Source organism: Bartonella sp. AP19HLJMH, from assembly GCF_042196245.1.
Lineage (GTDB): Bacteria > Pseudomonadota > Alphaproteobacteria > Rhizobiales > Rhizobiaceae > Bartonella.
In genome coordinates this window covers 32,749-56,153 of record NZ_JBHIPX010000001.1, presented here as the reverse complement: position 1 = coordinate 56,153, position 23,405 = coordinate 32,749, and the positions used below count along the sequence as shown (strand labels likewise).

19 protein-coding genes are annotated in these 23,405 nt (G+C 35.8%); 15 read left to right on the top strand and 4 right to left on the bottom strand.

Features of this window, described 5'->3' with window-relative positions:
• Positions 1-92: 92 nt before the first annotated feature.
• The gene (gene ndk / locus ACFINR_RS00245) at positions 93-515 is read left to right on the top strand and encodes a nucleoside-diphosphate kinase (RefSeq protein ID WP_375652273.1); all 423 of its coding nucleotides are present in this window, start codon (positions 93-95) and stop codon (positions 513-515) included.
• Between the two features lie 334 nt (positions 516-849).
• On the opposite strand, the gene pgsA is transcribed toward ndk, so the two are convergent.
• From pgsA to ACFINR_RS00230, 3 genes are all read right to left on the bottom strand, one after another.
• Positions 850-1,431 carry a CDP-diacylglycerol--glycerol-3-phosphate 3-phosphatidyltransferase gene (gene pgsA, locus ACFINR_RS00240; protein WP_273723320.1) on the bottom strand — a complete coding sequence of 194 codons (582 nt, stop codon included), beginning with the start codon at positions 1,429-1,431 and terminating at the stop codon, positions 850-852.
• 72 nt (positions 1,432-1,503) lie between these two features.
• Complete coding sequence (uvrC, locus tag ACFINR_RS00235) at positions 1,504-3,483, bottom strand: excinuclease ABC subunit UvrC (RefSeq protein ID WP_375652272.1); 1,980 nt, start codon at positions 3,481-3,483, stop codon at positions 1,504-1,506.
• Between the two features lie 399 nt (positions 3,484-3,882).
• Positions 3,883-4,746, bottom strand: a complete 864-nt coding sequence (locus ACFINR_RS00230) for a 23S rRNA (adenine(2030)-N(6))-methyltransferase RlmJ (protein WP_375631751.1) — start codon at positions 4,744-4,746, stop codon at positions 3,883-3,885.
• 1,630 nt (positions 4,747-6,376) lie between these two features.
• On the opposite strand from ACFINR_RS00230, the gene tatA reads away from it, so the two are divergent.
• From tatA to ACFINR_RS00185, 9 genes are all read left to right on the top strand, one after another.
• Entirely contained in the window at positions 6,377-6,679 is a 303-nt protein-coding gene (gene tatA / locus ACFINR_RS00225) for a twin-arginine translocase TatA/TatE family subunit (RefSeq protein ID WP_375652271.1), read from the top strand.
• A 55-nt stretch (positions 6,680-6,734) separates the two neighbouring features.
• Entirely contained in the window at positions 6,735-7,139 is a 405-nt protein-coding gene (locus ACFINR_RS00220) for a twin-arginine translocase subunit TatB (protein WP_375652270.1), read from the top strand.
• The gene (tatC, locus tag ACFINR_RS00215; protein ID WP_375611255.1) at positions 7,136-7,918 is read left to right on the top strand and encodes a twin-arginine translocase subunit TatC; all 783 of its coding nucleotides are present in this window, start codon (positions 7,136-7,138) and stop codon (positions 7,916-7,918) included. The genes ACFINR_RS00220 and tatC overlap by 4 nt, the downstream gene beginning before the upstream one ends.
• A gap of 61 nt (positions 7,919-7,979) precedes the next feature.
• On the top strand, positions 7,980-9,257 hold the full coding sequence (gene serS, locus ACFINR_RS00210) for a serine--tRNA ligase (protein WP_375620754.1): 1,278 nt from the start codon (positions 7,980-7,982) through the stop codon (positions 9,255-9,257).
• Positions 9,258-9,390: 133 nt separating this feature from the next.
• A complete protein-coding gene (locus ACFINR_RS00205) occupies positions 9,391-10,050 on the top strand; it encodes a protein-L-isoaspartate(D-aspartate) O-methyltransferase (RefSeq protein ID WP_273791164.1) in 660 nt (219 codons plus the stop codon).
• Between the two features lie 155 nt (positions 10,051-10,205).
• A complete protein-coding gene (locus ACFINR_RS00200; protein WP_375630192.1) occupies positions 10,206-11,387 on the top strand; it encodes a peptidoglycan DD-metalloendopeptidase family protein in 1,182 nt (393 codons plus the stop codon).
• A gap of 685 nt (positions 11,388-12,072) precedes the next feature.
• Positions 12,073-12,525, top strand: a complete 453-nt coding sequence (yajC, locus tag ACFINR_RS00195) for a preprotein translocase subunit YajC (RefSeq protein ID WP_375612910.1) — start codon at positions 12,073-12,075, stop codon at positions 12,523-12,525.
• A 461-nt stretch (positions 12,526-12,986) separates the two neighbouring features.
• Positions 12,987-13,373: an Mth938-like domain-containing protein gene (locus ACFINR_RS00190; RefSeq protein WP_375611259.1), complete on the top strand. Its 387-nt coding sequence runs from the start codon at positions 12,987-12,989 to the stop codon at positions 13,371-13,373.
• An 877-nt stretch (positions 13,374-14,250) separates the two neighbouring features.
• Positions 14,251-15,111, top strand: coding sequence for a phytoene/squalene synthase family protein (locus tag ACFINR_RS00185; RefSeq protein ID WP_375611260.1), 861 nt, complete (start codon positions 14,251-14,253; stop codon positions 15,109-15,111).
• 913 nt (positions 15,112-16,024) lie between these two features.
• On the opposite strand, the gene ACFINR_RS00180 is transcribed toward ACFINR_RS00185, so the two are convergent.
• Positions 16,025-17,914: a peptidyl-prolyl cis-trans isomerase gene (locus ACFINR_RS00180; RefSeq protein ID WP_375652269.1), complete on the bottom strand. Its 1,890-nt coding sequence runs from the start codon at positions 17,912-17,914 to the stop codon at positions 16,025-16,027.
• 154 nt (positions 17,915-18,068) lie between these two features.
• Between ACFINR_RS00180 and tpiA the strand changes: the two genes are divergently transcribed.
• From tpiA to eno, 5 genes are all read left to right on the top strand, one after another.
• The gene (gene tpiA, locus ACFINR_RS00175; protein ID WP_375612907.1) at positions 18,069-18,833 is read left to right on the top strand and encodes a triose-phosphate isomerase; all 765 of its coding nucleotides are present in this window, start codon (positions 18,069-18,071) and stop codon (positions 18,831-18,833) included.
• A gap of 82 nt (positions 18,834-18,915) precedes the next feature.
• On the top strand, positions 18,916-19,368 hold the full coding sequence (gene secG / locus ACFINR_RS00170) for a preprotein translocase subunit SecG (RefSeq protein ID WP_375612906.1): 453 nt from the start codon (positions 18,916-18,918) through the stop codon (positions 19,366-19,368).
• A gap of 129 nt (positions 19,369-19,497) precedes the next feature.
• Entirely contained in the window at positions 19,498-21,126 is a 1,629-nt protein-coding gene (locus ACFINR_RS00165) for a CTP synthase (protein WP_375612905.1), read from the top strand.
• Between the two features lie 36 nt (positions 21,127-21,162).
• Positions 21,163-21,999, top strand: coding sequence for a 3-deoxy-8-phosphooctulonate synthase (gene kdsA, locus ACFINR_RS00160; RefSeq protein WP_273791141.1), 837 nt, complete (start codon positions 21,163-21,165; stop codon positions 21,997-21,999).
• Positions 22,000-22,070: 71 nt separating this feature from the next.
• The gene (eno, locus tag ACFINR_RS00155) at positions 22,071-23,342 is read left to right on the top strand and encodes a phosphopyruvate hydratase (protein ID WP_375628970.1); all 1,272 of its coding nucleotides are present in this window, start codon (positions 22,071-22,073) and stop codon (positions 23,340-23,342) included.
• Positions 23,343-23,405 lie beyond the last annotated feature (63 nt).

The window sequence follows — 23,405 nt, the reverse complement described above, 5'->3', positions numbered from 1 at the left end:
TGTATAGATTTTTGCAGAGTCACTTGGCAAAGGGCTCCTTGCTCGCTATAGAGATGGCTAGAGAATATTATAAATGAAATAAAGGTGGTTAAATGGCTTTAGAGCGTACTTTTTCGATGATTAAACCAGACGCAACCCGTCGTAATTTGACTGGCGAAATTACTAAAATGCTTGAGGATGCGGAGCTACGTGTTATTGCATCTAAACGTGTCTGGATGAGTAAACGTGAGGCTGAAAAATTTTATGCTGTTCATAAAGAACGCCCTTTTTTTAGTGAATTGGTTGAATTCATGTCTTCTGGTCCAACCGTTGTACAAGTTTTGGAAGGCGAAAATGCAATAGCTAAAAACCGTGAAGTAATGGGGGCTACGAATCCTAGTGATGCAGAAGAAGGGACAATTCGTAAGGTTCATGCTTTATCGATTGGCGAAAATTCTGTCCATGGATCCGATAGTGCTGAAACGGCAAAAACAGAAATCGCCTTTTGGTTTTCTGAGGCAGAAATTGTTGGTTAATAAAGCGTTTATAATAATAAAGCGTATATAAGAAGCAAAAATCCGAAACACTATGTTTCGGTTTTTTGCTTATAAGATTATAGATTTTTTTGAAAGTATATGAAGCATTAATCGTTTTTTTAGCTTTTAATATTGCAGCTGCTTTTACGAAAATATAAAGCCTATTTACTCTTTTCTGAAGAGTTTTTATCTACACGCTACCCTTACTTGTAATGTGCAAAAAAGTGTTTTATTGATCTATCATTAATAGATTTAAAATAAATCAATCTTATGCTATTCTCATCTCTTATTTAAGTACAAAAAGATAAATCACCATTATAAAATTCCATATGATTCATAGGATAACGTGTTTTAAACCTGCACGAAAATAATCCCACCCTGTCCACAATGTAAGGAGGGCAGAAATCCACAACATAGTAATGCCAAACTCTACTGTGTAAGGGAAAATTTTATTACCGGCTGGTCCAGCTAAAAGAAATACAATAGCGATCATCTGTACAAAAGTTTTCCATTTTGCAAGACGAGAGACAGGAACACTAACTTTTAACTCAGCCAAATATTCACGTAATCCTGATACAAGAATTTCTCTGCAAAGAATGATAATAGCTGCCCATAGTGTCCACCCAGCGATGGTACTGTCTGCGGCAAGCAAGAGCAAACAAGCAGAGACGAGAAGTTTATCGGCAATTGGATCTAACATGCGACCAATATTGGATGTTTGTTCCCAAATACGAGCAAGGTAACCGTCAAGAAAGTCAGTAATGGATGCAACGATAAAAATGGAAACAGCAATCCAGCGAGTGATATCACTTGATTGTAGCCGCCCTTCTAAAAAAAAGCATGCAACAACCATTGGGACTGCAACAATTCGTGCATAAGTTAAAATATTTGGAAAAGAAAAAGTATGATTTTTCATGGAGCCATTTTTAATTCTTGTGAAAGAGAATATATTTCCTTAACGTAACAAGGAGAAGGTTATGAAACAAGCCTATTTTTCATGAAAATGGTTATGAATTTTTTGTGCAATTGTCATAGAAATTCCCGTAACTTTTTTTAAATCTTCAAATGAGGCACTAGCAACAGCTTTGGCACTTCCAAAATGATGAAGCAATGCACGCTTTCTTGTCGGACCAATATTTTCGATTTCATCAAGTGGGTTTTTGAATGTTGCTTTCTTTCGTTTTATCCTATGAGTTCCAATCGCAAAACGGTGTGCTTCATCACGCAGACGTTGCAAAAAATAGAGGATAGGATCACGTGGAGGAAGTGTAAAGGGGGGAATACCTTTTATAAAAAATCGTTCACGTCCCGCATGACGGTCAACACCTTTGGCGATTCCAACAACTGTGAAGAGATCATTTAATTGTAATTCAGCAAGTATTGCATGTACGCTGTTGATTTGTCCTTCACCACCATCGATTAAGATAAGGTCAGGACAAATGGGAAAAAGATCATCATCTTTTATGTCATGACTTCTATTTGGCAGATCATACTCTTTGATAAGGCGTGAAAATCTTCGTTTAATCACTTCTTTCATCATGCCAAAATCATCGCCAGGCGTGATATCTGTTGAGCGAATGTTGAATTTTCGATATTGATTTTTAATAAATCCCATTTGACCAGCAACAATCATAGCCCCTACAGCATTTGTTCCCATGATATGAGAATTGTCATAGACTTCTATCCGGCGTGGAGGAACAGGTAGTTGGAATGTTTTAGCAAGACCTTGAAGCAATTTTGTATGGGTGGCTGTTTCAGAAAGCTTATGTTCAAGTGCTTCATGAGCATTGAGATAGGCACGATTAACAAGAGTTTTCCGTTCACCTTGTTTGGGTAAAGAGAGGGATACTTTGTGGTTTGCTTTGAGACTAAATGCTTCTGTAAGAAGTGCCTTTTCTTCAATTTCTTCAGATAAAAGGATGCTTTTGGGAAGTGGTTTATCATCGTAAAATTGGGCAAGAAAACTCGCTAAAATTTCAGTACGGGAAAAAGAGGGATCTGCTTTAGGAAAATAGGCACGGTTTCCCCAATTTTGCCCCATGCGAAAAAAGAACACTTGAATACAGGTCATTCCTTCTTTTTGCGCAATTGCAAATACATCCGCTTCTTTTATCGTTTGAGGATTAATACCTTGATGGCTTTGTATGTGAGAAAGGGCTGATAAGCGGTCACGATAGGAAGCTGCTTGTTCAAAATCAAGATTTTCTGCGGCTTTATGCATAGCTTGAACCATATCGCTTTTAATAGATTGATCTTTTCCCGAAAGGAACGCTTTTGCTCCTTTCACCAGTTCTTTATAATCACTGTCACTAATTTCATGAGTACAAGGTGCAGAACATCGCTTAATTTGATAAAGCAAACAGGGGCGTGTACGGTTTTCAAAAACTGAATCAGTACAGGTTCGTAATAAAAAGGCGCGTTGTAAAATATGAACTGTTTGTGTCACTGCACCAGCAGAAGCAAAAGGACCAAAATAGTGAGCTTTTCGTGTTCGAGCACCACGATGTTTGTAAAGTGCAGGCGCTCGATGATCATCTGTAATCATAATATAAGGAAAACTTTTATCATCACGTAGGAGTACATTAAAATGTGGATGCAATCTTTTGATGAGATTGGCTTCTAAAAGGAGTGCTTCTGTTTCTGTATGGGTGACGATAAATTCCATATGATATGTTGCACGAATCATGCGGGTAATACGATTATTGTGTCCTTGTTCACGTGTATAGTTTGAAACACGTTTTTTGAGATTACGGGCTTTGCCAACATAGAGAATATCACCATTTTCACCAATCATCCGGTAAACCCCTGGCTTATGCGGAAGGTGTCTAACAAACTCTTGTATGAATTTGATACCTTGGAACTGATTTTTCTCATTGCTTTGATTGGCATTATGCCATGTAACATTAGAGAGAAAAGAAAGTTTTTCCCGTTCATTTTGCGGACAATTTGTATTATTTTTCAGGACCATTCCGTTTGTTACGAATATGTTGTTTGTTGAATATATGAAATATTCTTTTTTATTAAATAATGATTATTTATGTCTTTATAATTTTTTTCTATAAATAATATCTTATAGCATAAGAGTATGATTTTAGAGAGCCGATCTTTCATAAAAAATATGAGAGTTGTTATTCTAAGACAGCTTTATGAATTTGCCCAATTTATCCATTAAAATGATTGAAATAAGAAATCCATGATGATTAAGAGGATAGACTTTCTAAAAGGAAAAAAATTAATTCACGCTGATCGTTATTAGCTTACCATTATAATATGTTGGTATTATCCAAAGAATCAAAGAACTTTATCATTTAATGCCTTTGTATTTTACAACATGATATTTGATTTAGAAAAAATATCAGAGAAAGATCTAACATAACAGATGTTCTTTTTGAAGCCACTTATGCGTTATTTGGGCATTTTCATCTTGTCCCAGACGGTTGATAAGAAAGGGGCTGAGTTTTTTCATTTCTTCTTCCAAAAGGTAGGGAGGGTTAATAATAATCATACCACTTCCATTCATTGTCGGTGGACTTGAACTTTTTCGGATACGCATTTCAAGCTGTAGAATCTTAGGAATTCCGGTTTGATAAAGCGCGTGAAGAAAACTTTCAATTTCTTTGTCATATTTAACAGGATACCATAAAGCGTAGATTCCTCCAGAAAAGCGACGATAGGCTTTCGTTAATCCATCAATAAGGCGGGAAAACTCTCCAGTTTTTTCAAAGGGAGGGTCAACAAGGATAAACCCACGTTTTTCTTTTGGTGGTACATGAGCATTTAAGGAAAGCCAACCATCTAAATGCAGAACTTTTGTTTGATAATCTCCTGCAAAGTTTTTTGCTAAAATATGATAATCTTCATTGTGCAATTCTATTGCGGTGAGGCGATCTTGTTTCCGTAATAATTGACGAATAAGAACAGGAGATCCAGGATAAAATACAATTTCTTTTTCCCCTTTATTGAGGGCATCAATGATATCACACCATGGACAAAGGAGTGTTCTTAAATCTTCTGGGATAGGAGTTGAAAAAAGTCGTTGGACACCTTCGCGCCACTCTCCTGTTTTATGTGCTTCTAAAGAAGAAAGGTCATAAATACCGATTCCAGCATGCGTATCTATAACGCGAAAAGCTTTTTCTTTGCGTTTGAGATATTCTACAATGCGAGTGACAATAATGTGTTTAAAAACATCAGCAAAATTGCCAGCATGATAAATATGCCGATAATTCATGGAGTAAACTCTATCATATGTATAACTGTACCGGATTATTAGCATAGAATAATAGAATTGATATCCATAAAAATACTCTTGTAGAAATCAAACAATACCCTCACTCCCACATTATACACTACAGAAAAAATATTAATGTCATCAGAGCATTTATTCACAGAGCTATTTTTATATAATGAGATTAATCGTTAAAATTTTAATTTTTTTATATGAAAGATAGACAAGAAGAGATCAAACATTTCAATAGAGATATTTATGTTGTAAGAGAATTTTTTTATGACCGCGGACTCTTTCAGGAAAACTATAAAAAACTCAATTAACGAGAATATTAGTGAAGTTTGTTGAAAAATTGAAGGGTATCTTTCAAATTCATTTTGTTTAAAGATTAAAGAATTTCAAATGCTTGATAAAAACATTGTTACATTTATAAGTTTTTTAGCAAGCGTAAAATTATGGATAGAGCAATAAAGTGCTGGTGTTATAGTGATAGATTTTTGTAAAAGTGTGAATGAATTTCATTGTTTTAAGCGGAGCCGAAGCTTTACATTATACACGCTAAATAGCTAGGTTATTGTGTATGATGCTAAAATAAAACTTTTGAAAATTGATATGTGCTCTGCAAGCTATCTCAATCAAAATGAGGAATTTTAAACTAAAGTAAATAGGTTTATCTATCTCTAACACTGTATTATCGAGCGGCTTTATGAGGTAATCTTATAAAAAAGGCTAGGATAAGAAATTCTTTTTATATGGATTATGCTTCTATACCATGCTTTTGATTGAATGTAATTTTCTATTCATGCCCATTCTGTTTTCAATACTGAGATAGGTTAAACACATGATATTATGAGAACGCATGCCCAGAATCCGGAGACTTGTAATAGTTAGAGCATACAGTGGCTTAGAGAGCTGGTTATATGGAGGTATTTTACTGAATAAAGGCACAAGCTGGTACCTTTTTTATTTTTTAGCAGTATTGCCATACCTCTTGGCACTTGAGTTGGTTCATAAAGTGCATTTTTACTCTTTCCGCTAATAGTTTTTACTTACACGCCAGATATTTAACTGAACGCGATGATGGCTCATATTTCGTATTGTACATAGAATAATGAATGATAAAATTCCTACCCCAACGCAAAGAATAAATGTTGTGCGTAAGATGATAGTTTTTGAAGAGACTGATGATGTGTTAAGAAAGTTTTTTAGAGATTTTTCTTTCTGAATTTTTTAATTGAATACGTAAAGTGTTTTACAACATGTTATGATCTTTATCAGTAAAGGATAATTTGACGGAAATGTTTGTAATGATACGTAAAACATTGTGTAAAAGGAGAGACATTAGCTATAGTATTTACAGGAAGATGAGTAACCTAGGAAATCAGATGAAGTTATTTTAGAAAAGTTTTTAAGTGTTTTGAATTTTGTATGAGGCGGTTTATCATTGTTGAATGGTTTGTGTTATAGTACGCTAAAAAGGGATGAGAGGATAAAAAGTTCTTTTGCAATAAAAGCGTGTAATTGTTTTTAAGTTAAGAAGAAAATATACAAGTAAGATATTATATTTGATACATTCTTCAGAGGAAGCATGAATAAATGAAATCAAATTTAAAAGCATAAGTTAGAGAGAGTAATGGGTAATATTTTTTCACCAACGCATTTAATTGTAATTTTATTGATTATCTTTGTGCTTTTCGGTCGCGGTAAAATTTCTGAATTAATGGGCGATGTTGCTAAGGGAATTAAAGCCTTCAAAAAAAATATGAAGGAAGAAGATGACAGCATTGAGGATAAAGTTGAAATGGCTCCTACTTCCCAAATAATTGATGTAGAATCACAACAATCTCAGCCGTTATCGGTAAAACATGCAACAGCGCGCAGAAAGGTTTCTTCTGCTTCTAAAAAACGCAAAACATCTGTTGCTAAAAAACAGTAACAAAAACGCAATCATCATTGTGCATTATTTTTTGATGAGAAAGTCGAATTAAGAGATGTTTGGGATTGATGGACCAGAGTTTATCGTAATCTTACTTGTTCTCATCATTGTCGTTGGACCGAAAGATTTACCTAAAATATTAAAAACAGTAGCAAAGGTAAGAGCTCATATGTGTTCAACAGCAAATGAATTGCGTCATCAGTTTGATGATGCAATAAGACAAATCGAGCTCGATGCTTTGCAAAAAACATGTTCGAATATTAGCGATTCAAGTAAGAAGTTGACAGAGACTTTTGATCCCATTCAAAATACATTAGAAGATATCCACGATAATTTGGATGTTAAGGCAACACACCATAAATCAAAAAAAGATAAAGAAATTTTGGAATGCGATCAAAACGTAACCAATAAAGATACGACAGTATCTATTGCTTCTAAAGAAAAAGAAGATGTGTCATGAATGTAAAAAAAAATGAAGTTGATGCTAATATGGCTCCACTTTTAGAACATTTAATTGAACTTCGTCAGCGAATTATTTCTGCCTTGGTTGCATTTATGATCGCTTTTATGATGTGTTTTCTTGTTAAAGATTATATCTTAAATTTTTTACTATGGCCATATCAGTGGGCAATGAAAATAGCAGGGGGTAACCCTGAGGGTATTCGTTTGCAATCAACGCAAGTATGGGAAACTTTTTTAACGAAGATGAAGCTTTCTGCTTTTGGGGGAATTATTTTATCTTTTCCCTATACGGCTTTTCAGTTTTATAGTTTTATTGCACCAGGGCTTTATAAAAATGAGCGGATGGCTTTTTTACCATTTCTCATTGGGGGGCCTATTTTATTTTGTATTGGGGGAGCGTTTGTTTATGGTCTATTAGCGCCAATAATACTATGGTTTAGCCTTTCTCAACAATTTCTTCCAGATGTTCATTTAAAAATAGAGTTTATAGTGCGTATTTCTGATTATTTGGGCTTTATGACATCATTTATCCTAATTTTTGGTTTGATTTTTCAATTACCTCTTGTCATCAGTCTTTTAACAAAAATTGGATTTTTAACGTCTCATGATTTGGTGTCTAAACGAAAATGGGCTATTTTGCTCTCTTTTATCATTGCGGCAATCATAACGCCGTCGGATTTTTTTACGATGTTTGCAGTGGCTTTACCAACAATAGCACTTTACGAGATTTCAATTTTAATTGCTTACAGTATAGAAAAGAGAAGAAAATCCGCTTAAGAAAAGTGTATAATCTTATGCGATAAGGAATGAATAAAAACAATATAAATGAGGAATTTTTATGCTTGATATTAAGTGGATTCGTGACAATCCTGAGAAATTAGATAAAGCACTCGTAAGTAGAGGTCTTGAGCCACAAGCTGAAAGGTTAATACAACTTGATCTTGCACGTCGGTCGCATATTGCTAAGGTGCAATTGGCGCAGGAACGTCGCAATGCTGTTTCAAAGGAAATAGGACAGGCTTTAGCGGTATCGGATCAGCAAATGGCTGAACGTCTTAGAGCTGAAGTTGAAGAGATTAAAGCTTTTCTTTCCTCTGCAACAGTGGAAGAAAAACAGCTGACGGAGAGTCTTGAGAAAATTCTTTCAGCACTTCCAAATATTCCATTAGATGATGTTCCAGAAGGTAAAGATGAAAGTGATAATGTCGTCATTCGACATTTTGGTACACCTCCAATATTTAATTTTACACCAAAGGAACATTTTGATCTTGGTCAAGATCTCAAACAGATGAATTTTGAACGAGCTAGTCGTTTGTCTGGAACACGTTTTACAGTACTTTCAGGGGCGTTAGCACGGCTAGAACGAGCATTAGGCCAATTTATGCTTGATGTGCATGTCAATGAGAATGGTTACACAGAAGTCTCAGTACCTCTTCTTGTTCGTGATGAGATTGTTTACGGAGCAGCACAATTACCGAAATTTGCTGAAGACCTTTTTCGTACAACAGATGGTCGATGGCTTATTTCCACAGCAGAAGTGCCATTAACCAATTTGGTCAACGATGAAATTTTTGAAATATCAGATTTACCACTGCGATTTTCTTCTTTATCTCCCTGTTTTCGTTCAGAGGCGGGAGCAGCCGGTCGTGATACGCGCGGTATGTTGCGTCAGCATCAATTTTGGAAAGTTGAAATGGTCTCGATTACCAGTGAAGAGCAGTCTTTAATTGAATTGGAACGTATGACGGAATGTGCAGAAGATATATTAAAACGGCTTGGTTTGCCTTTTCGCACAGTGGTTCTTTCTACGGGTGATATGGGGTTTGCAGCGCGTAAAACCTATGACATCGAGGTTTGGCTTCCTGGTCAAGAATGTTATCGTGAAATTTCTAGCTGTTCAGTTTGTGGAGATTTTCAAGGTCGTCGTATGAATGCGCGCTATCGTAAAGACGGCGATAAAAAATTGCATTTTGTTCATAGCCTTAATGGTTCTGGTACGGCTGTTGGACGTTGTCTTATTGCTGTACTTGAAAATTATCAACAGGCTGATGGATCAATTATTATTCCAGATGTTTTACAACCTTATATGGGAGGCATGCGCTGTATTACTGCTTAATTTTACGAAAGGAGAGACAATATGCGTTTATTGCCAAGAGGTGATGATACACAGACGCAAGTTTTTGCCATTTTAAAAGAAGCAGTTTGTCAGTATGATAAAAGTGTACCTCCATTGGAGATTGAATGATACTATGGGGCAAAAGGGTATTTTACAATTTCGTGAGGAGTTAGCCGCTCTTGTACTGAAAATGCGTAGCAAAGGCATTGATGACGTGCGATTTTTTTCGGCATTAGAGAAAATTCCGCGTCAACAGTTTGTTGCTGCTCCTTGGTTCAATAGTGCTTATGATAATAAAGTTATTCCCCTTGAGTGTGGTGAATATATGGAACGTTTGGAAGAACAACTCTTAATTCTTTCGGCATTATCGTTGAAAAAAAGGCATCGTGTCTTAGAAATTGGTACAGGATCTGGTTTTTGTACTGCTCTTATGGCATGTCTGAGTGACCGTGTGACAACGATTGATCGTTATAAAACGCTTGTTGATTTAGCACGCCAAAAATTTCAAACTTTAGGAATTGAAAATATTGTTATACGGCAGATTGATGGAAGTCATAGCGTGACAGGCTTAGGATCATTTGATCGCATTCTTATTTGGCCATCACGTTTTGATGAACCAAAGGAATTTTTAGAACTTTTAGCTGAAAATGGAATTCTCATTCAGGCGATAGGACCTGACGAAGGGGTACAAACGGTGACGCGCTATACAAAAATTGGTAGTCGATTTGAGTGTTTAGAACTGTTCCAAGTGCGTTACCAACCTTTTATTAAAGGCATTGCGGAGATACTTTAATTTTTACAAGCTAAGAAGTTTCTGCAAATTGTCTACGTTAAGTTCATTTTGATCTTATATAAAGATATTTATGAATAAAACATCTCATTTTAACTCTTCGGTAATTTAAAAAAGCTTTAATGGAGTGAGTTGATTATTGATGAGTGAGCAAAACGATGTGTCTAAAAGCTTTGGATAATATTTTCCAGCATAATTTTCAGAGAATAACTTTGTTAGCGGTGGTAACTATTGTTGCTGGTTGTAGTTCTGGTACACAGCGTTTTTCCAATACGTTCTCTCATCGTACGGTATCATCTCAATCAAATATATCAAGCACTATGTATACAGACCCGCGAATGCTATCATACGGTAGTGGTATGATACAAAGCACTGAATTGCCACCTGTGGAATCAAGCGATGATTCGTGGGGAGATGATAATTCCCCCTATAATTTTCCACATCAAGATAGGATAACTTCTTCTGATGGTCGCGTTATGGGCTCCCCTCCACGTAATCTTGGAACACTTTCTCGTTCACAAATGGATAAATCTCCTATTTTTCGGCGGAATTCTTATATTGTCCAGAGTGGAGATACACTGCTCAATATTGCACGACAAGTAGGGGTTAGTGTTGAGGCATTAAAATTAGCAAATGGTATAAACAGCAATTCCATTTATATTGGTCAGGTCCTTGTTGTTCCAAGCAGGCGTACATTAGCATCTTCAAATGCACACAATAATAACGATTGGGCAGTGTCAACAACAGAATCTGCATCCCAATCTCAAGTGATGTCCTCTATAAAAAACAAGAAGTCCTCTCCTATATATAAAGCTCCTGTAACAACGCCACCCTCTGCAAAGATGAACAAATCAAGTTCTGAGAAAAATTTTTCTAAACAGATGACGCAATTGAAACATGAGACTGGTTTGTCAAGTACTGTTACGAATACAGATAATATGACGACTCCGCAAGCCACAGGAATTTCTAAGATGCGTTGGCCAGTACGAGGGCGTTTATTAAGCCAGTTCGGTCAAAAAAAGGGAACAGTAATGAATCGAGGAATAGATATTGCAGTGCCTGAAGGGTCTTCGGTAAAGGCGGCAGAAAATGGTGTGGTTATTTATGCGGGAGATGGACTAAAAGAGCTTGGTAATGTTGTGATGATTCGACATGAAAATGATATTATCACTATTTATGGATGTAATAGTAAGCTTGTTGTTAACAAAGGACAAAGGATAAGGCGCGGTGATGAGATTGCTAAATCTGGTGTTTCAGGAAATGTTAAAACGCCACGTGTCTATTTTGAGATGCGTAAGAATTCATTACCTGTTGATCCCCTTAAATATTTAGAAAACTAATTTATTGATAACTTTGACATTTGAATAGTCTTACAGTTTATAGAAAATTCATGAAAAACAATTGATTTTCTTAAATCAATAATATAGCAGCAAAAAATCATTGGTTTCAGGAGAGTAGTTCGTTGGGGTCGTTAGATATTACCATCTTTGTATTTATGAAAGTGTAAGACAATAGTATCATACTGTTTGTCAGCTTTGAGTATTCCAATTGCTCTTGCATTTGAGAGAAGCATGAAAAAAGATATTTCACGCCTTTCTTAAAAAGTTTTTATCGACAGGCTCGTTTCATATGTGTGACGTGCAAGAAAATCGTTTTGATTAATTCAGAAGGTTTGAAATGAGATCGTTTTATTGTATTTAGATCTGTCATTTGATATCAAAAACGATAAATTATCTATATAAATTAAGTTTGTTCATTAGAAAAATTATCTTGTATAATTTATTGAGTTAGTGAAAAGATTTGTATTGTAGGATATACAATAGGGGAAAGTGAATCTATTTTTTAAGATTTTTCTCATTGTATTTTGGTATTCTGCCTCTTAAGGATTTATTGTATTTTTGTAAAGCTGTGATTAGATTATGTAGTTATTGCTTTTTATGATAAATTCTTTAGGAATTTTTTCTGTATCGGAATTTCATTTTAATAGAGTGGGAAATACCTGAGGTTTAACTATAGGAGATAAAAATGTTTATTACGAACGCTTATGCTCAAGTTGCAGGCGATGTTTCCGGTGGAATTTCATTTGCTAGCGCTGTCCCATTCATTTTAATTTTTGCAATTATGTATTTTTTTATCATTCGTCCACAGCGTGCCCAAATGAAAAAACGCCAAGAAATGCTTAATGCAGTACGTCGTGGTGATACAGTTATAACGGGTGGTGGTATTATCGGCAAGGTTACGAAGGTTCACGACGAGAGCGGTGAATTAGAGGTTGAAATTGGTGAGAGTATGAATATTCGTGTTATTCGCTCAACATTAGCTGATGTGCGCGTTAAAGGTGAGCCGGTTGCAGAAAAAAAATCAAAACTTAATGCTAAAGCAAAAAGACCACAAAAGTCTAAATCTAAAACGACAACGAAAGAAGATATGAGTATCTCTAAAGAGAAAAAAGCTATATCAAAGGAAAATGCATCTTAAGGTGTAATGGCAGTTTATTACATTTTTTAAGCATTTTTATAAAAAGCTTGGCAAGATCAAGACAATTTCATTGAAAAAGAGGCTTTTATAGTGGCTACAGAAAATGGAGTTTTTGTTTTCTTTAGATGATTAAAATAGTTGTTTTATTTATAGAATATTACGCAATTTTTTTCTGTTTTTTAAACAAGATCATTGTTTTTATAAAAAGCAATTTGTGAGTAAATAAGCTGAGGAAACTTTTTAAAAGATAGATTTATTTAAGCAGGTATAGCATTTTACCGCGGTTTATTCGCAAATTTTCATATATTTGTTGTATGAGAAGATTAGGGCATTATATAAAATTTTCACTTCAATACTAGGCTATGTTTAACATATCAATGTTTATATTAGCCTTACTTTAATTTTTATGATGAGAAGAAGCAAAGACAATTGGATTATTCAAAAATAAAAGGTGCATATTCATGTTCGATGCAATTCAAATTCGTGAAGCACATTTTCCAAGTCGCGCACCTATTGATGCTTATGGAAATGGTGGGTTTCGTTTTGCTGATATGTCTCATAGAGGTTCTATTATTTGTGTACCATCAGGTATTTATGGCATTGAGATGGCAGGGCCTGTTCCCACTCAAAGGGATATATCTCGTATTTTAGAAGAAGCTTCTGAAATCGAAGTTTTATTAATAGGTACTGGAATTGAATTATTACGATTACCTGAAGAGTTACGGGTGCTTTTATGGGAAAAACGTATTTCATCAGATACAATGAGTACGGGAGCAGCGGTGCGTACATTTAATGTTTTATTGGCTGAAGATCGCGCTGTTGCGGCGTTATTATTTGCGGTAGAATAGAGTATTGTTTAATAAAACAAAGGCTCTGGTCTAGCATGAAAGACTTGTGTGATTATTTTCTGCGCTGTAAAATACTGTCGTTTAAGGCGGTGATATAAGGGTATAGAATATACATAACTTAACACATTAAGTGTTTTTTAAATACAGCAGCAAGTATTCAGGACAAAGTTTGCTCATAGTTCCTAATGAATCACATGAGTGATCACCTCTTGGGACTTAAGACAGTTCATAAGAGGCATTTTAATTCTTTCTTATACAATTTTTACCTACAAGCCAGTTCCGCTTATGACGTGCAAGGGAATAGTTTTTATTGATGTAACATGGAATTGGTTTGAAATGAAAGCATATCTACGATATTTGGGATTCTAATTTAATATACAAAACACAAAATTATCATTATAAATCAATGCGTTTATAGTAACAGAAACGCACCGAGAGCAATTGGATTTTTTACAAATTGGTGTTGGTAAGAACCTTTGTCTTTTAGGATGGGGAGGAGGTCAATGATTGATGAAGTTTTTGTGATCAGTGCATTTTTTATAAAATAACATTGTCATCTATCCACTGAAAAAGTGTTTTGCGTTGCTTGTTGTTCAAGTTTTACTATGCATGTTACGATAGGTTTTTAGCTTTTTTATTGCAAATGAAAACTTGAAGTCCGATAAGATAAGTTTTATCAGAAAAATTATTTATTTAATTTTTTTCTTTCTAAAACGAAAAGGGATTAGAAAAGAAATTTTAATTCATAATACAGTTAAGAGACACATTTAAAAATCTTATTTTCTGAACTGTATTTGCTTATCCTTCATTTTTTAATATGAATAAAAAGAGGGTATTAATTTAATTGCTAAAAAAGGGACGTTAATAGGTTCATAGAATGATAGGCTCTCTTCCTTATTGTCTTGATATTTTACGTACCATAGATCGTGATCGCTATATATCGGTTTTATTTGCACCTAAAAAAAAGCGCCAAGCATTGGCTGCTCTTTATGTATTTAATGCTGAAGTTTCTCGTATCCGCGAAAGTGTACATGACCCACTCATAGGAGAAATACGGTTACGTTGGTGGTATGATGCTATTGCTCATGGTGAAATGCAAACGAGTGGAAACAATCCGATTTTGAATGATTTATTAAAAGCAATCACTCTTTTTAATTTACCTAAGACAGCTTTTTTACGTTATTGTGATGCGCAAATTTTAGATCTTTATCACAATCCAATAGAAACACTTCATGATCTAGAGCATTATTGTGGTGAGACAGCAGGCATAATTTTACAGCTTTCTTGTCAGATATTAGATCCTGAAACTGCACAAGAGTTTACAGATATCTATGAACATGGAGGGATTTCTCAAGGATTAAGCGGTGTATTGCGTCTTTTATCATTCATGCAATCACGATATCAATATTATTTACCCACTGATATATTAAAGGCTGTAGGAGTGAATAGGGAAGATTTGGAATCTCATCGTCTCAGCGATCAACAAAAGGGTTGTATTGTTGAAGCTATGGTAGCATTATCGCGCGATCATTATACCCAATTTTACGAGTATTCTTGTACTTTACCGAGAGTTCTTAAGCCAGCTTTTCTTCCATTGGTCATTGTACCAGCTTCTCTTCAAAAAGCTATACAGCTGGGGGCAGCAATTTTTCAAGAGAGTGCAACTTTGCCATTGATGTATCGCTATTGGTTGATAACAAGGGCAGCAATAAGCGGCAATTTTCCAAAGATATTGTAAAAAAATATTACTACGTTGGAATGCGTAACATGTAGACTGATTTTTTCATATGAAGATAAAAGGAGCTATTGTGATTCCAAACCATTTTTTTGTTATAAAAAATGTTGATGTTTTGGTTGTTATGAACGCAAAAGAATAAGAAATTTTATGATCTTGAAAATACGCTGTATTTCTTCATCAGTAATATGTTTTATTCAGTGTATTGGATGGGTGAGATGCAGAGAAAGAAAAACATGAGATAAATCTTAATACATTGGTTTGTTTGAAGAAGAACTTTTAAGTACTCTGAATGTATTGATTGTATCTCATTTGCAAATGAAATGAAATTTCTATTTTATGAGAGAAGTTATCTTAGCAGTCTATAAGTCTATAAAAAACTCTTATTTTTGAGAAATTATAACATCATAATTGATGACTGTTATGATTGATGAATATATTGATTTATAATGATAATACGTTTTTTCTTATATTGAATGAGAGTCTTGAATAGAAAAAGATTTCTCCATTTTTATAATGAATTTTAAAAATAGTTTTTTTATCTATTATAAGTTGGATGTGTAAATGAAATCATTTAAGGAAGAAGCAATACGCTCCCTATGAATGAATATTAAGAGTAGCAATATAATGAGCTATGAATGAATGACGATAGGGATGATGTTTATAGCTTTAATGGGCGGCAACCTTTACGACCTTTGGATGGATAATGTTTTTTAATGCATTGCAAAAACGATTCTACATTCCATTGACTATTTTCTCGCAAATCCATACATGCACTGTTTTGCGAGAAAATGAATCATTATACAAACGCTGATCCTAAGATATGCAGACAAGAAATCCGTCTTACCTCTTCAACTATAGACGAAGAGCTGATGAAAACTTTATCAATAAGTTCTTAAAATTATGCACAATCTTTTTATTGGAGAGCGTTAAAGATCTGATTATAATTTGTGCTATTAATTTCCAAAGGATGTTCTTTATTGGCAACTTGTAGCATTTCTAGCTTGAGATCTTCTCTTATCATCATATCTATATTGGCGCGGACCTCAGTTGAAAGATTATGAGACGTGATATCTTTAGGCATGGTTACAGTCTTTATTTGATAAATGATACGGTTTGTTGCAACCGGACCTTTTATGATGCCATAATGACCTTTGGGAGCAGCAAATAATGCTTTAATCCCTTCAACGCCAAGGGTTTCAGATGAGTCTTGACGCCGGAGGGTTGGTGTTGTTTGTTTTGTAACACCAAGGGTATGAGCAAGAGCAACAAGACTTTTTCCTTCCGTGAGCTGTTTGAGAGCATTTTGGGCTTTTTCATCAAGAAGACGTTGGATTTCCTCATTTTTCCATTGAGAAAGAACATCTAGCTTAGCCTCTTCAAGTGTCTTATCGCGGGAAGGAATAATTTTATCGACCTTGTACCAGAGATATCCACCATTTTGAAAAGAGAGAGGATCAAGATCGACTCCTTCGTTTGATTGATAGATGGCATTCAGTAAAATATCTTTTTGAGGTAAATCCGTGAGTATTGCACCTTCAAGCGTTTTTCCCGTTTTATCAATAGTAATTGTGCGCAAAGATAACTTGTATTGGTCAGCTAACTCTTTGAGAGAAGCACCCTCAAAACGAGCATTTTCAATGGCTACATAATTGTTACGGATATCATCAGTAGCACGATTTTTGGCAAGTGTTTGGCGAATATTTTCTTCTACACTTTCAAAAGGAAGAGAGCTTGAAGGTTCAATATGCGTAACGCGAATGAGAACAGGTCCCTGTAAGTCATTTATCACAGGACTGACTTGGCCTTGTTGAAGTTCAAAAATTTCAGATGTCAGATGATTAGGAAGTTCGTTTTCTGCGAGAGGACCTTTTTTTATGTCATTAAGAGTCTTTTTTTCAGCTTTTACCAGTTCATCAAAACTCAATCCATCAGCTATTTTTTTTGCTGCATTATCGGCTTCTTCGCGTGAGGGGAATCGCAGTTCTTCGAATGTACGCTTTTCAGGCGTTACAAAACGTGAAGCATTTTGTGTATAATAGGCTTTCGCCTCATCTGTTGAGATATCTTTAGGTTTTACAAAATCATTAAGTTCCATAGATAGCAAAGAGACAGTACGGTATTCTGGAGCACGAAATTGACTTTGATGTGTTTCAAACCATTTTTGTAATGTTTCGTAATCAGGATCAGCAATTGTTTTCTTTTCTTTTAGATCAATAACGAGATAATCAGCAATACGCATTTCTCCTTGATAAAGAGCAAGTGCTTTATAAAAGAGATTTGGTGCCTTCATATCAGAAAGTAAAGCAGCAATAAGCTGATTACGCTTTTCTTGTTTGGTGTAATAATTAAGAAAAGCACTTTCACTAATACGTAAATGCTGAAGATAGTTATAAAACAAGTTTTTATCAAAAGTGCCATTTACCTGGAACATCTTATCAGAACCAATCGTATGAGCTATTGTATCTTTTGAAAGACTTATTTTCATTTTACGTGCTTGTTCATCAAGCAGTACATTTTGTTGTAATTGATTAAATACAAAAGCAGGAATTTGGTATTGCTGCATTTCATTTGTTGTAAACATTCGTCCAAGATGAGCAGCATATGCTAAACGTGCGCTTTGATCGGCGAGTGCAAGACGATAATCATCGACAGTTACTGTGGACTTTCCAGAAGTAATAAGATCTCTTTCACTTTTTTTGTGTAACTGCGGTACCCCCCATAAAAGAATGAAGCATAAGAGTAAAATAGCAAGGAAAATTCTAAAAATCCAAGAATTTGTAGCATTTCTTATGATGTCAAGCATTGTTCAAGTCCATTTTTAATGTGAGTTATTATCAAAGCTGTAATGGAATTTGCAATAAAGAGATGAAAGATGCAAGCTTTAAAGACTTGCTTTCATTTTATAATTTGGTAACTACAGATAAACAATGTATTGTAAAAGCTCTTGAGGTGAAAATATGTCTCAAAATATTCGGCCTTTTCTTGCTGGAAATTGGAAAATGAATGGAACGAGTGAATCGCTTGGAGAGTTGCGTGCTATTGCTACAGGCGTTAGCTCTGATCTAGGTCATCTATTTGAAGCCCTAATTTGTGTTCCAGCAACGCTTTTATCGCGTGCTTCTAATACGCTGAATGGTGAAAATCTCCTTTTAGGAGGACAAAATTGTCACTTTGATGATCATGGTCCTTATACTGGAGATATTTCAGCTTTTATGCTTAAAGAAGCGGGAGCAAGTCATGTTATTATTGGGCATTCAGAACGTCGTACAGTGTACCAGGAAAATGATGCGATTGTCTGTGCCAAAGTGCAAGCTGCGTGGCGAGCAGGTCTTGTGGCTCTTGTATGTATTGGTGAAACATTGGAGGAGCGTAATAATAATAAAGTACTGGATATTCTCACGCAGCAGCTTGAAGAATCTCTCCCAGATGATGCAACAGCAGAGAATACCATTATCGCTTATGAACCAGTTTGGGCGATAGGCACCGGCAATACAGCGACTCCAGAAGATATTGCAAAAGTACATCATTTCATTCGTGATAGGGTGCGCTCTCGTTTTGGTGATGAAGGCAATAAGATACGTTTGCTTTATGGTGGATCCGTAAAACCATCCAATGCATTTGAGCTTTTAAGCATTGCTCATGTTAATGGTGCTTTGATAGGTGGAGCAAGCTTAAAAGCGATTGATTTTTTAACTATTTGCGATGTTTGTCGTAAACTATAGCAGAGAAATTTGAGTTTCCCCTTGGATTGTGCGTTATTTATGTGTAAATAGCTATTAAAGAGTTATTTGAAGAGCAGGGTTTATGCAAACAGTACTTATAGTTATTCATTTTTTGATTGTGATTACTTTGGTTGGTGTTATATTAATTCAACCTTCAGAAGGTGGTGGGCTAGGTGTGAGTAATAGCTCAGGGTTGATGAAAACTCGTGGATCTCGAAACCCTTTAACACGTTTGACTGCTATTTTAGCCTGTTGTTTTTTTGTTGTGTCTATTGGACTTACCGTGGTGAGTAATATATCAAATTCTAGTTCTGATATCTTAAAGCGTATACCGGTTAATTCAGAACAGAATTCTACCAATAAAGACTCAGGATCAGTCCCATCGTCAGATGGTGAGTCTTCCCCTTCTATTCTTGAACAGCTAGGAGGCACTTCGAATTCTTCGCAGGAACAGAAACAGTCCACAAATCCTGAAGCAGAAAGTCCAGTTCCTCAGGTTCTTGAAAATACAGTTCCCGATAACAGTACAAAATAGTTTTTTAAGAAAACATAGACTTTTTAAAAAAGGTGATTTTTTTCGCCTTTTTTATTTTAGAAGAAAAATTGTTTCTTTTTGCATTTTTTGCTGGAAAAATCATTATAAATTGCTTATCACCATAAGCCCATGGCACGTTATGTTTTTATTACTGGTGGTGTGGTTTCTTCCCTTGGAAAAGGCATCGCAGCGGCGGCGTTAGCAGCGTTATTACAGGCTCGTGGCTATCGCGTACGTCTTCGCAAACTTGATCCTTATTTAAATGTTGATCCAGGTACGATGTCGCCTTATCAACATGGTGAAGTATTTGTGACCGATGATGGTGCAGAAACGGATCTTGATCTTGGTCATTATGAGCGTTTTACTGGGCGTTCTGCAAATAGCCAAGATAATATTACAACAGGGCGTATTTATCGCAATATCATTGAACGAGAGCGGCGTGGTGATTATTTGGGGGCAACAGTCCAAGTTATTCCTCATGTTACAGATGAAATTAAGAGATTCATTACGATGGGAAATGAAGAATTTGATTTTGTTTTGTGTGAGATAGGTGGAACGGTTGGTGATATTGAAGCAATGCCTTTTCTAGAAGCGATTCGTCAGCTTCGCAATGAGCTACCGAGACAAAATGTCGTTTATGTCCATCTCACATTAATGCCTTATATTCCTTCAGCAGGTGAATTAAAAACGAAACCAACACAACATTCTGTCAAAGAATTGCAAGCAGTTGGTATTTCTCCTGATATTTTGCTTGTACGTGCAGATCGATCTATTCCAGAAACAGAACGGTGCAAATTATCACTTTTTTGCAATGTTCGCTCCAATGCAGTCATTCAGGCATTAGATATGCCAACAATTTATGATGTTCCTATGGCATACCATAAGGAGGGTTTGGACTCTGAAGTTCTTTGCGCTTTTGGAATCGATTCGGCACCTTCCCCCAAGATGGATCGTTGGGAAGATATTACGCATCGTATTCATCATCCTGAAGGAGAAGTTACGATTGCTGTTGTGGGAAAATATACGGGCTTAAAGGATGCTTATAAATCTCTTATTGAAGCGATTGCGCATGGTGGTTTAGCGAATAGAGTGAAAGTTAATATTGAGTGGATTGATTCGGAGCTTTTTGAAAAAGAAGATTCTGTTTCAGCTTTACAAAAAGCCCATGGAATTTTAGTTCCAGGTGCTTTTGGGGCACGAGGGGCAGAAGGGAAGATTCGAGCAATTCAATTTGCGCGAGAGCGTAAAGTTCCATTTTTAGGGATTTGTTTTGGGATGCAATTAGCTTGTATAGAAGCTGCGCGCAATATTGCACAGATTGAGAATGCTTCATCAAGTGAGTTTTGCGAAACAGACAATCCAATTGTAGGTTTAATGACAGAATGGCTTAAAGGAGATGTTCTTGAAAAACGTACAAGAAATGGTGATCTCGGCGGTTCAATGCGCCTTGGTGCTTTTGCTGCTGAATTAAAAGAAGAGAGTCATATTGCTCAAATTTATGGGATGACCAAGATTGTCGAGCGACATCGTCATCGTTATGAGGTCAATATTGATTATAAGGATAAGTTAGAACAGTGTGGTTTGATTTTTTCAGGGATGTCTCCTGATGGTATTTTACCAGAAACGATAGAATATGTAGATCATCCATGGTTTATTGCTGTTCAATATCATCCAGAATTAAAATCACGTCCTTTTGATCCACATCCTCTTTTTTCTTCTTTTATTGAAGCCGCTGTAGAACAAAGTCGATTGGTTTAATGCGTAAATTGGATTACTTTGCTTTTGAGGGATAAAATGACTAAACCAAATGCCCGTGTGAAAGTTGGAAATATGATTTTTTCAAATGAAATGCCTCTTTCATTAATTGCAGGGCCGTGTCAGATGGAAAGTCGTGATCATGCTTTTGAAATGGCTGGTCGTATTAAAACAATTACCGATCAGCTTGGTATCGGGTTTGTTTATAAATCAAGTTACGATAAAGCCAACAGAACCTCTTTGGGGGCGGCACGTGGTATTGGTCTTGAAAAAGCAATGTCCATTTTTTCTGATTTAAAAAAAGAGTTTAATTGTCCCATATTAACTGATGTGCATACAGAAGAGCAATGTACAATTGTTTCTTCTACAGTTGATATTTTACAAATACCGGCTTTTTTATGTCGTCAAACAGATCTTTTGGTAGCAGCCGCCAAAACAGAATGTGTTATTAACATTAAAAAAGGTCAGTTTTTAGCGCCGTGGGACATGGAGAATGTTTTAAAAAAGGTTGTTTACAGTGGTAATCCGAATGTTATGCTTTGTGAGCGAGGCACGTCATTTGGTTACAACCGACTTATTTCTGATATGCGTTCGTTGCCTATTTTACGTTCATTTGGTGCTCCTGTTATTTTTGATGCAACGCATTCTGTTCAAGAACCTGGGGGGCAGGGGGCTTCATCTGGTGGGCAGCGTCAATTTGTTGAAATTTTAGCGCGTGCAGCTGTCTCTGTTGGGGTAGCTGGTATTTTTTTAGAAACACATCAAGATCCAGATAATGCACCTTCTGATGGACCCAATATGGTTAAAGTTGATGATTTACAAAGATTGCTTGAGACTTTAATGGAATTTGATTATCTGTCAAAAAAGTTGAGTTGAGAAGAGAAAAAATATTTCATTAATAGGGCATTATAAATGAATCGAGACTTTTATTGGATAAGGAAACACATATGACTATAATTGTCGATATCATTGGGCGTGAAGTTCTTGATAGCCGTGGTAATCCAACGGTAGAAGTTGATGTTCATTTGGAGAATGGAGCTTTTGGTCGCGCTCTGGTTCCTTCGGGAGCTTCAACAGGAGCACACGAGGCTATAGAGCTTCGTGATGGTGGTTTGCGCTATCAAGGGAAAGGTGTTGAAAAAGCGGTTGCTGCAGTTAATGGCGAAATTCTTGAAGAACTTGGTGGGCGGGATGCAACAAATCAAATTGCTATTGATCAAGCAATGATTGCTTTGGATGGAACGCCAAACAAAGCCCGTCTTGGTGCCAATGCACTTCTTGGTGTTTCATTAGCTGTTGCAAAAGCAGCTGCGGATTCATTAAATTTACCTTTGTATCGTTATATTGGTGGTACACAAGCGCATATTCTTCCAACCCCCATGATGAATATTATTAATGGTGGTGTTCATGCTGATAATTTGATTGATTTTCAAGAGTTTATGATTATTCCTATAGGAGCTCCTACTGTAAAAGAAGCTATCCGTTATGGCGCTGAGATTTTCCATGCATTGAAAAAGCGTTTAAAAGATGCGGGTTATAATACCAATGTTGGTGATGAAGGTGGTTTTGCTCCTCAATTTAAAAGTGCTGATCAAGCAATTGATTTTATTATGGAATCTATCATGATATGTGGCTATAAACCAGGTGAACAAATTGCCATTGGTTTAGACTGTGCTTCAACCGAATTTTATAAAAATGGTTCGTATTTTTATAAAGGTGAGGGGAAATGCCGTGACACCCAAGAGCAGGTAGATTATTTAGCGCAGCTTGTGAAAAATTATCCTATTATTACAATTGAAGATGGAATGGCAGAGGATGATTGGGAAGGTTGGAAGCTACTTACTGACACAATTGGAGAAAAATGTCAGCTTGTTGGCGATGATTTGTTTGTAACGAATTCAGCACGTTTGCGTGATGGTATCAAAATGGGGGTAGGCAATTCTATTCTCATAAAAGTTAATCAAATTGGTACATTGAGTGAAACACTTGATGCTGTAGAAGTAGCACATAAAGCAGGTTATCGTGCCATTATATCTCATCGTTCAGGCGAGACAGAGGATTCTTTCATTGCAGATCTTGCTGTTGCAACGAATTGTGGACAAATTAAAACAGGTTCTCTTGCACGTTCGGATAGATTAGCAAAATACAATCAACTTATCCGTATTGAAGAAATGCTAGGAGCCCAAGCGCATTATGCTGGTGATTTATATCGTGTATAGTTGTGAGCACAAAATATGAAAGTATAAGATCATTTAGATTATGAAATTGATATTTCTTATCAA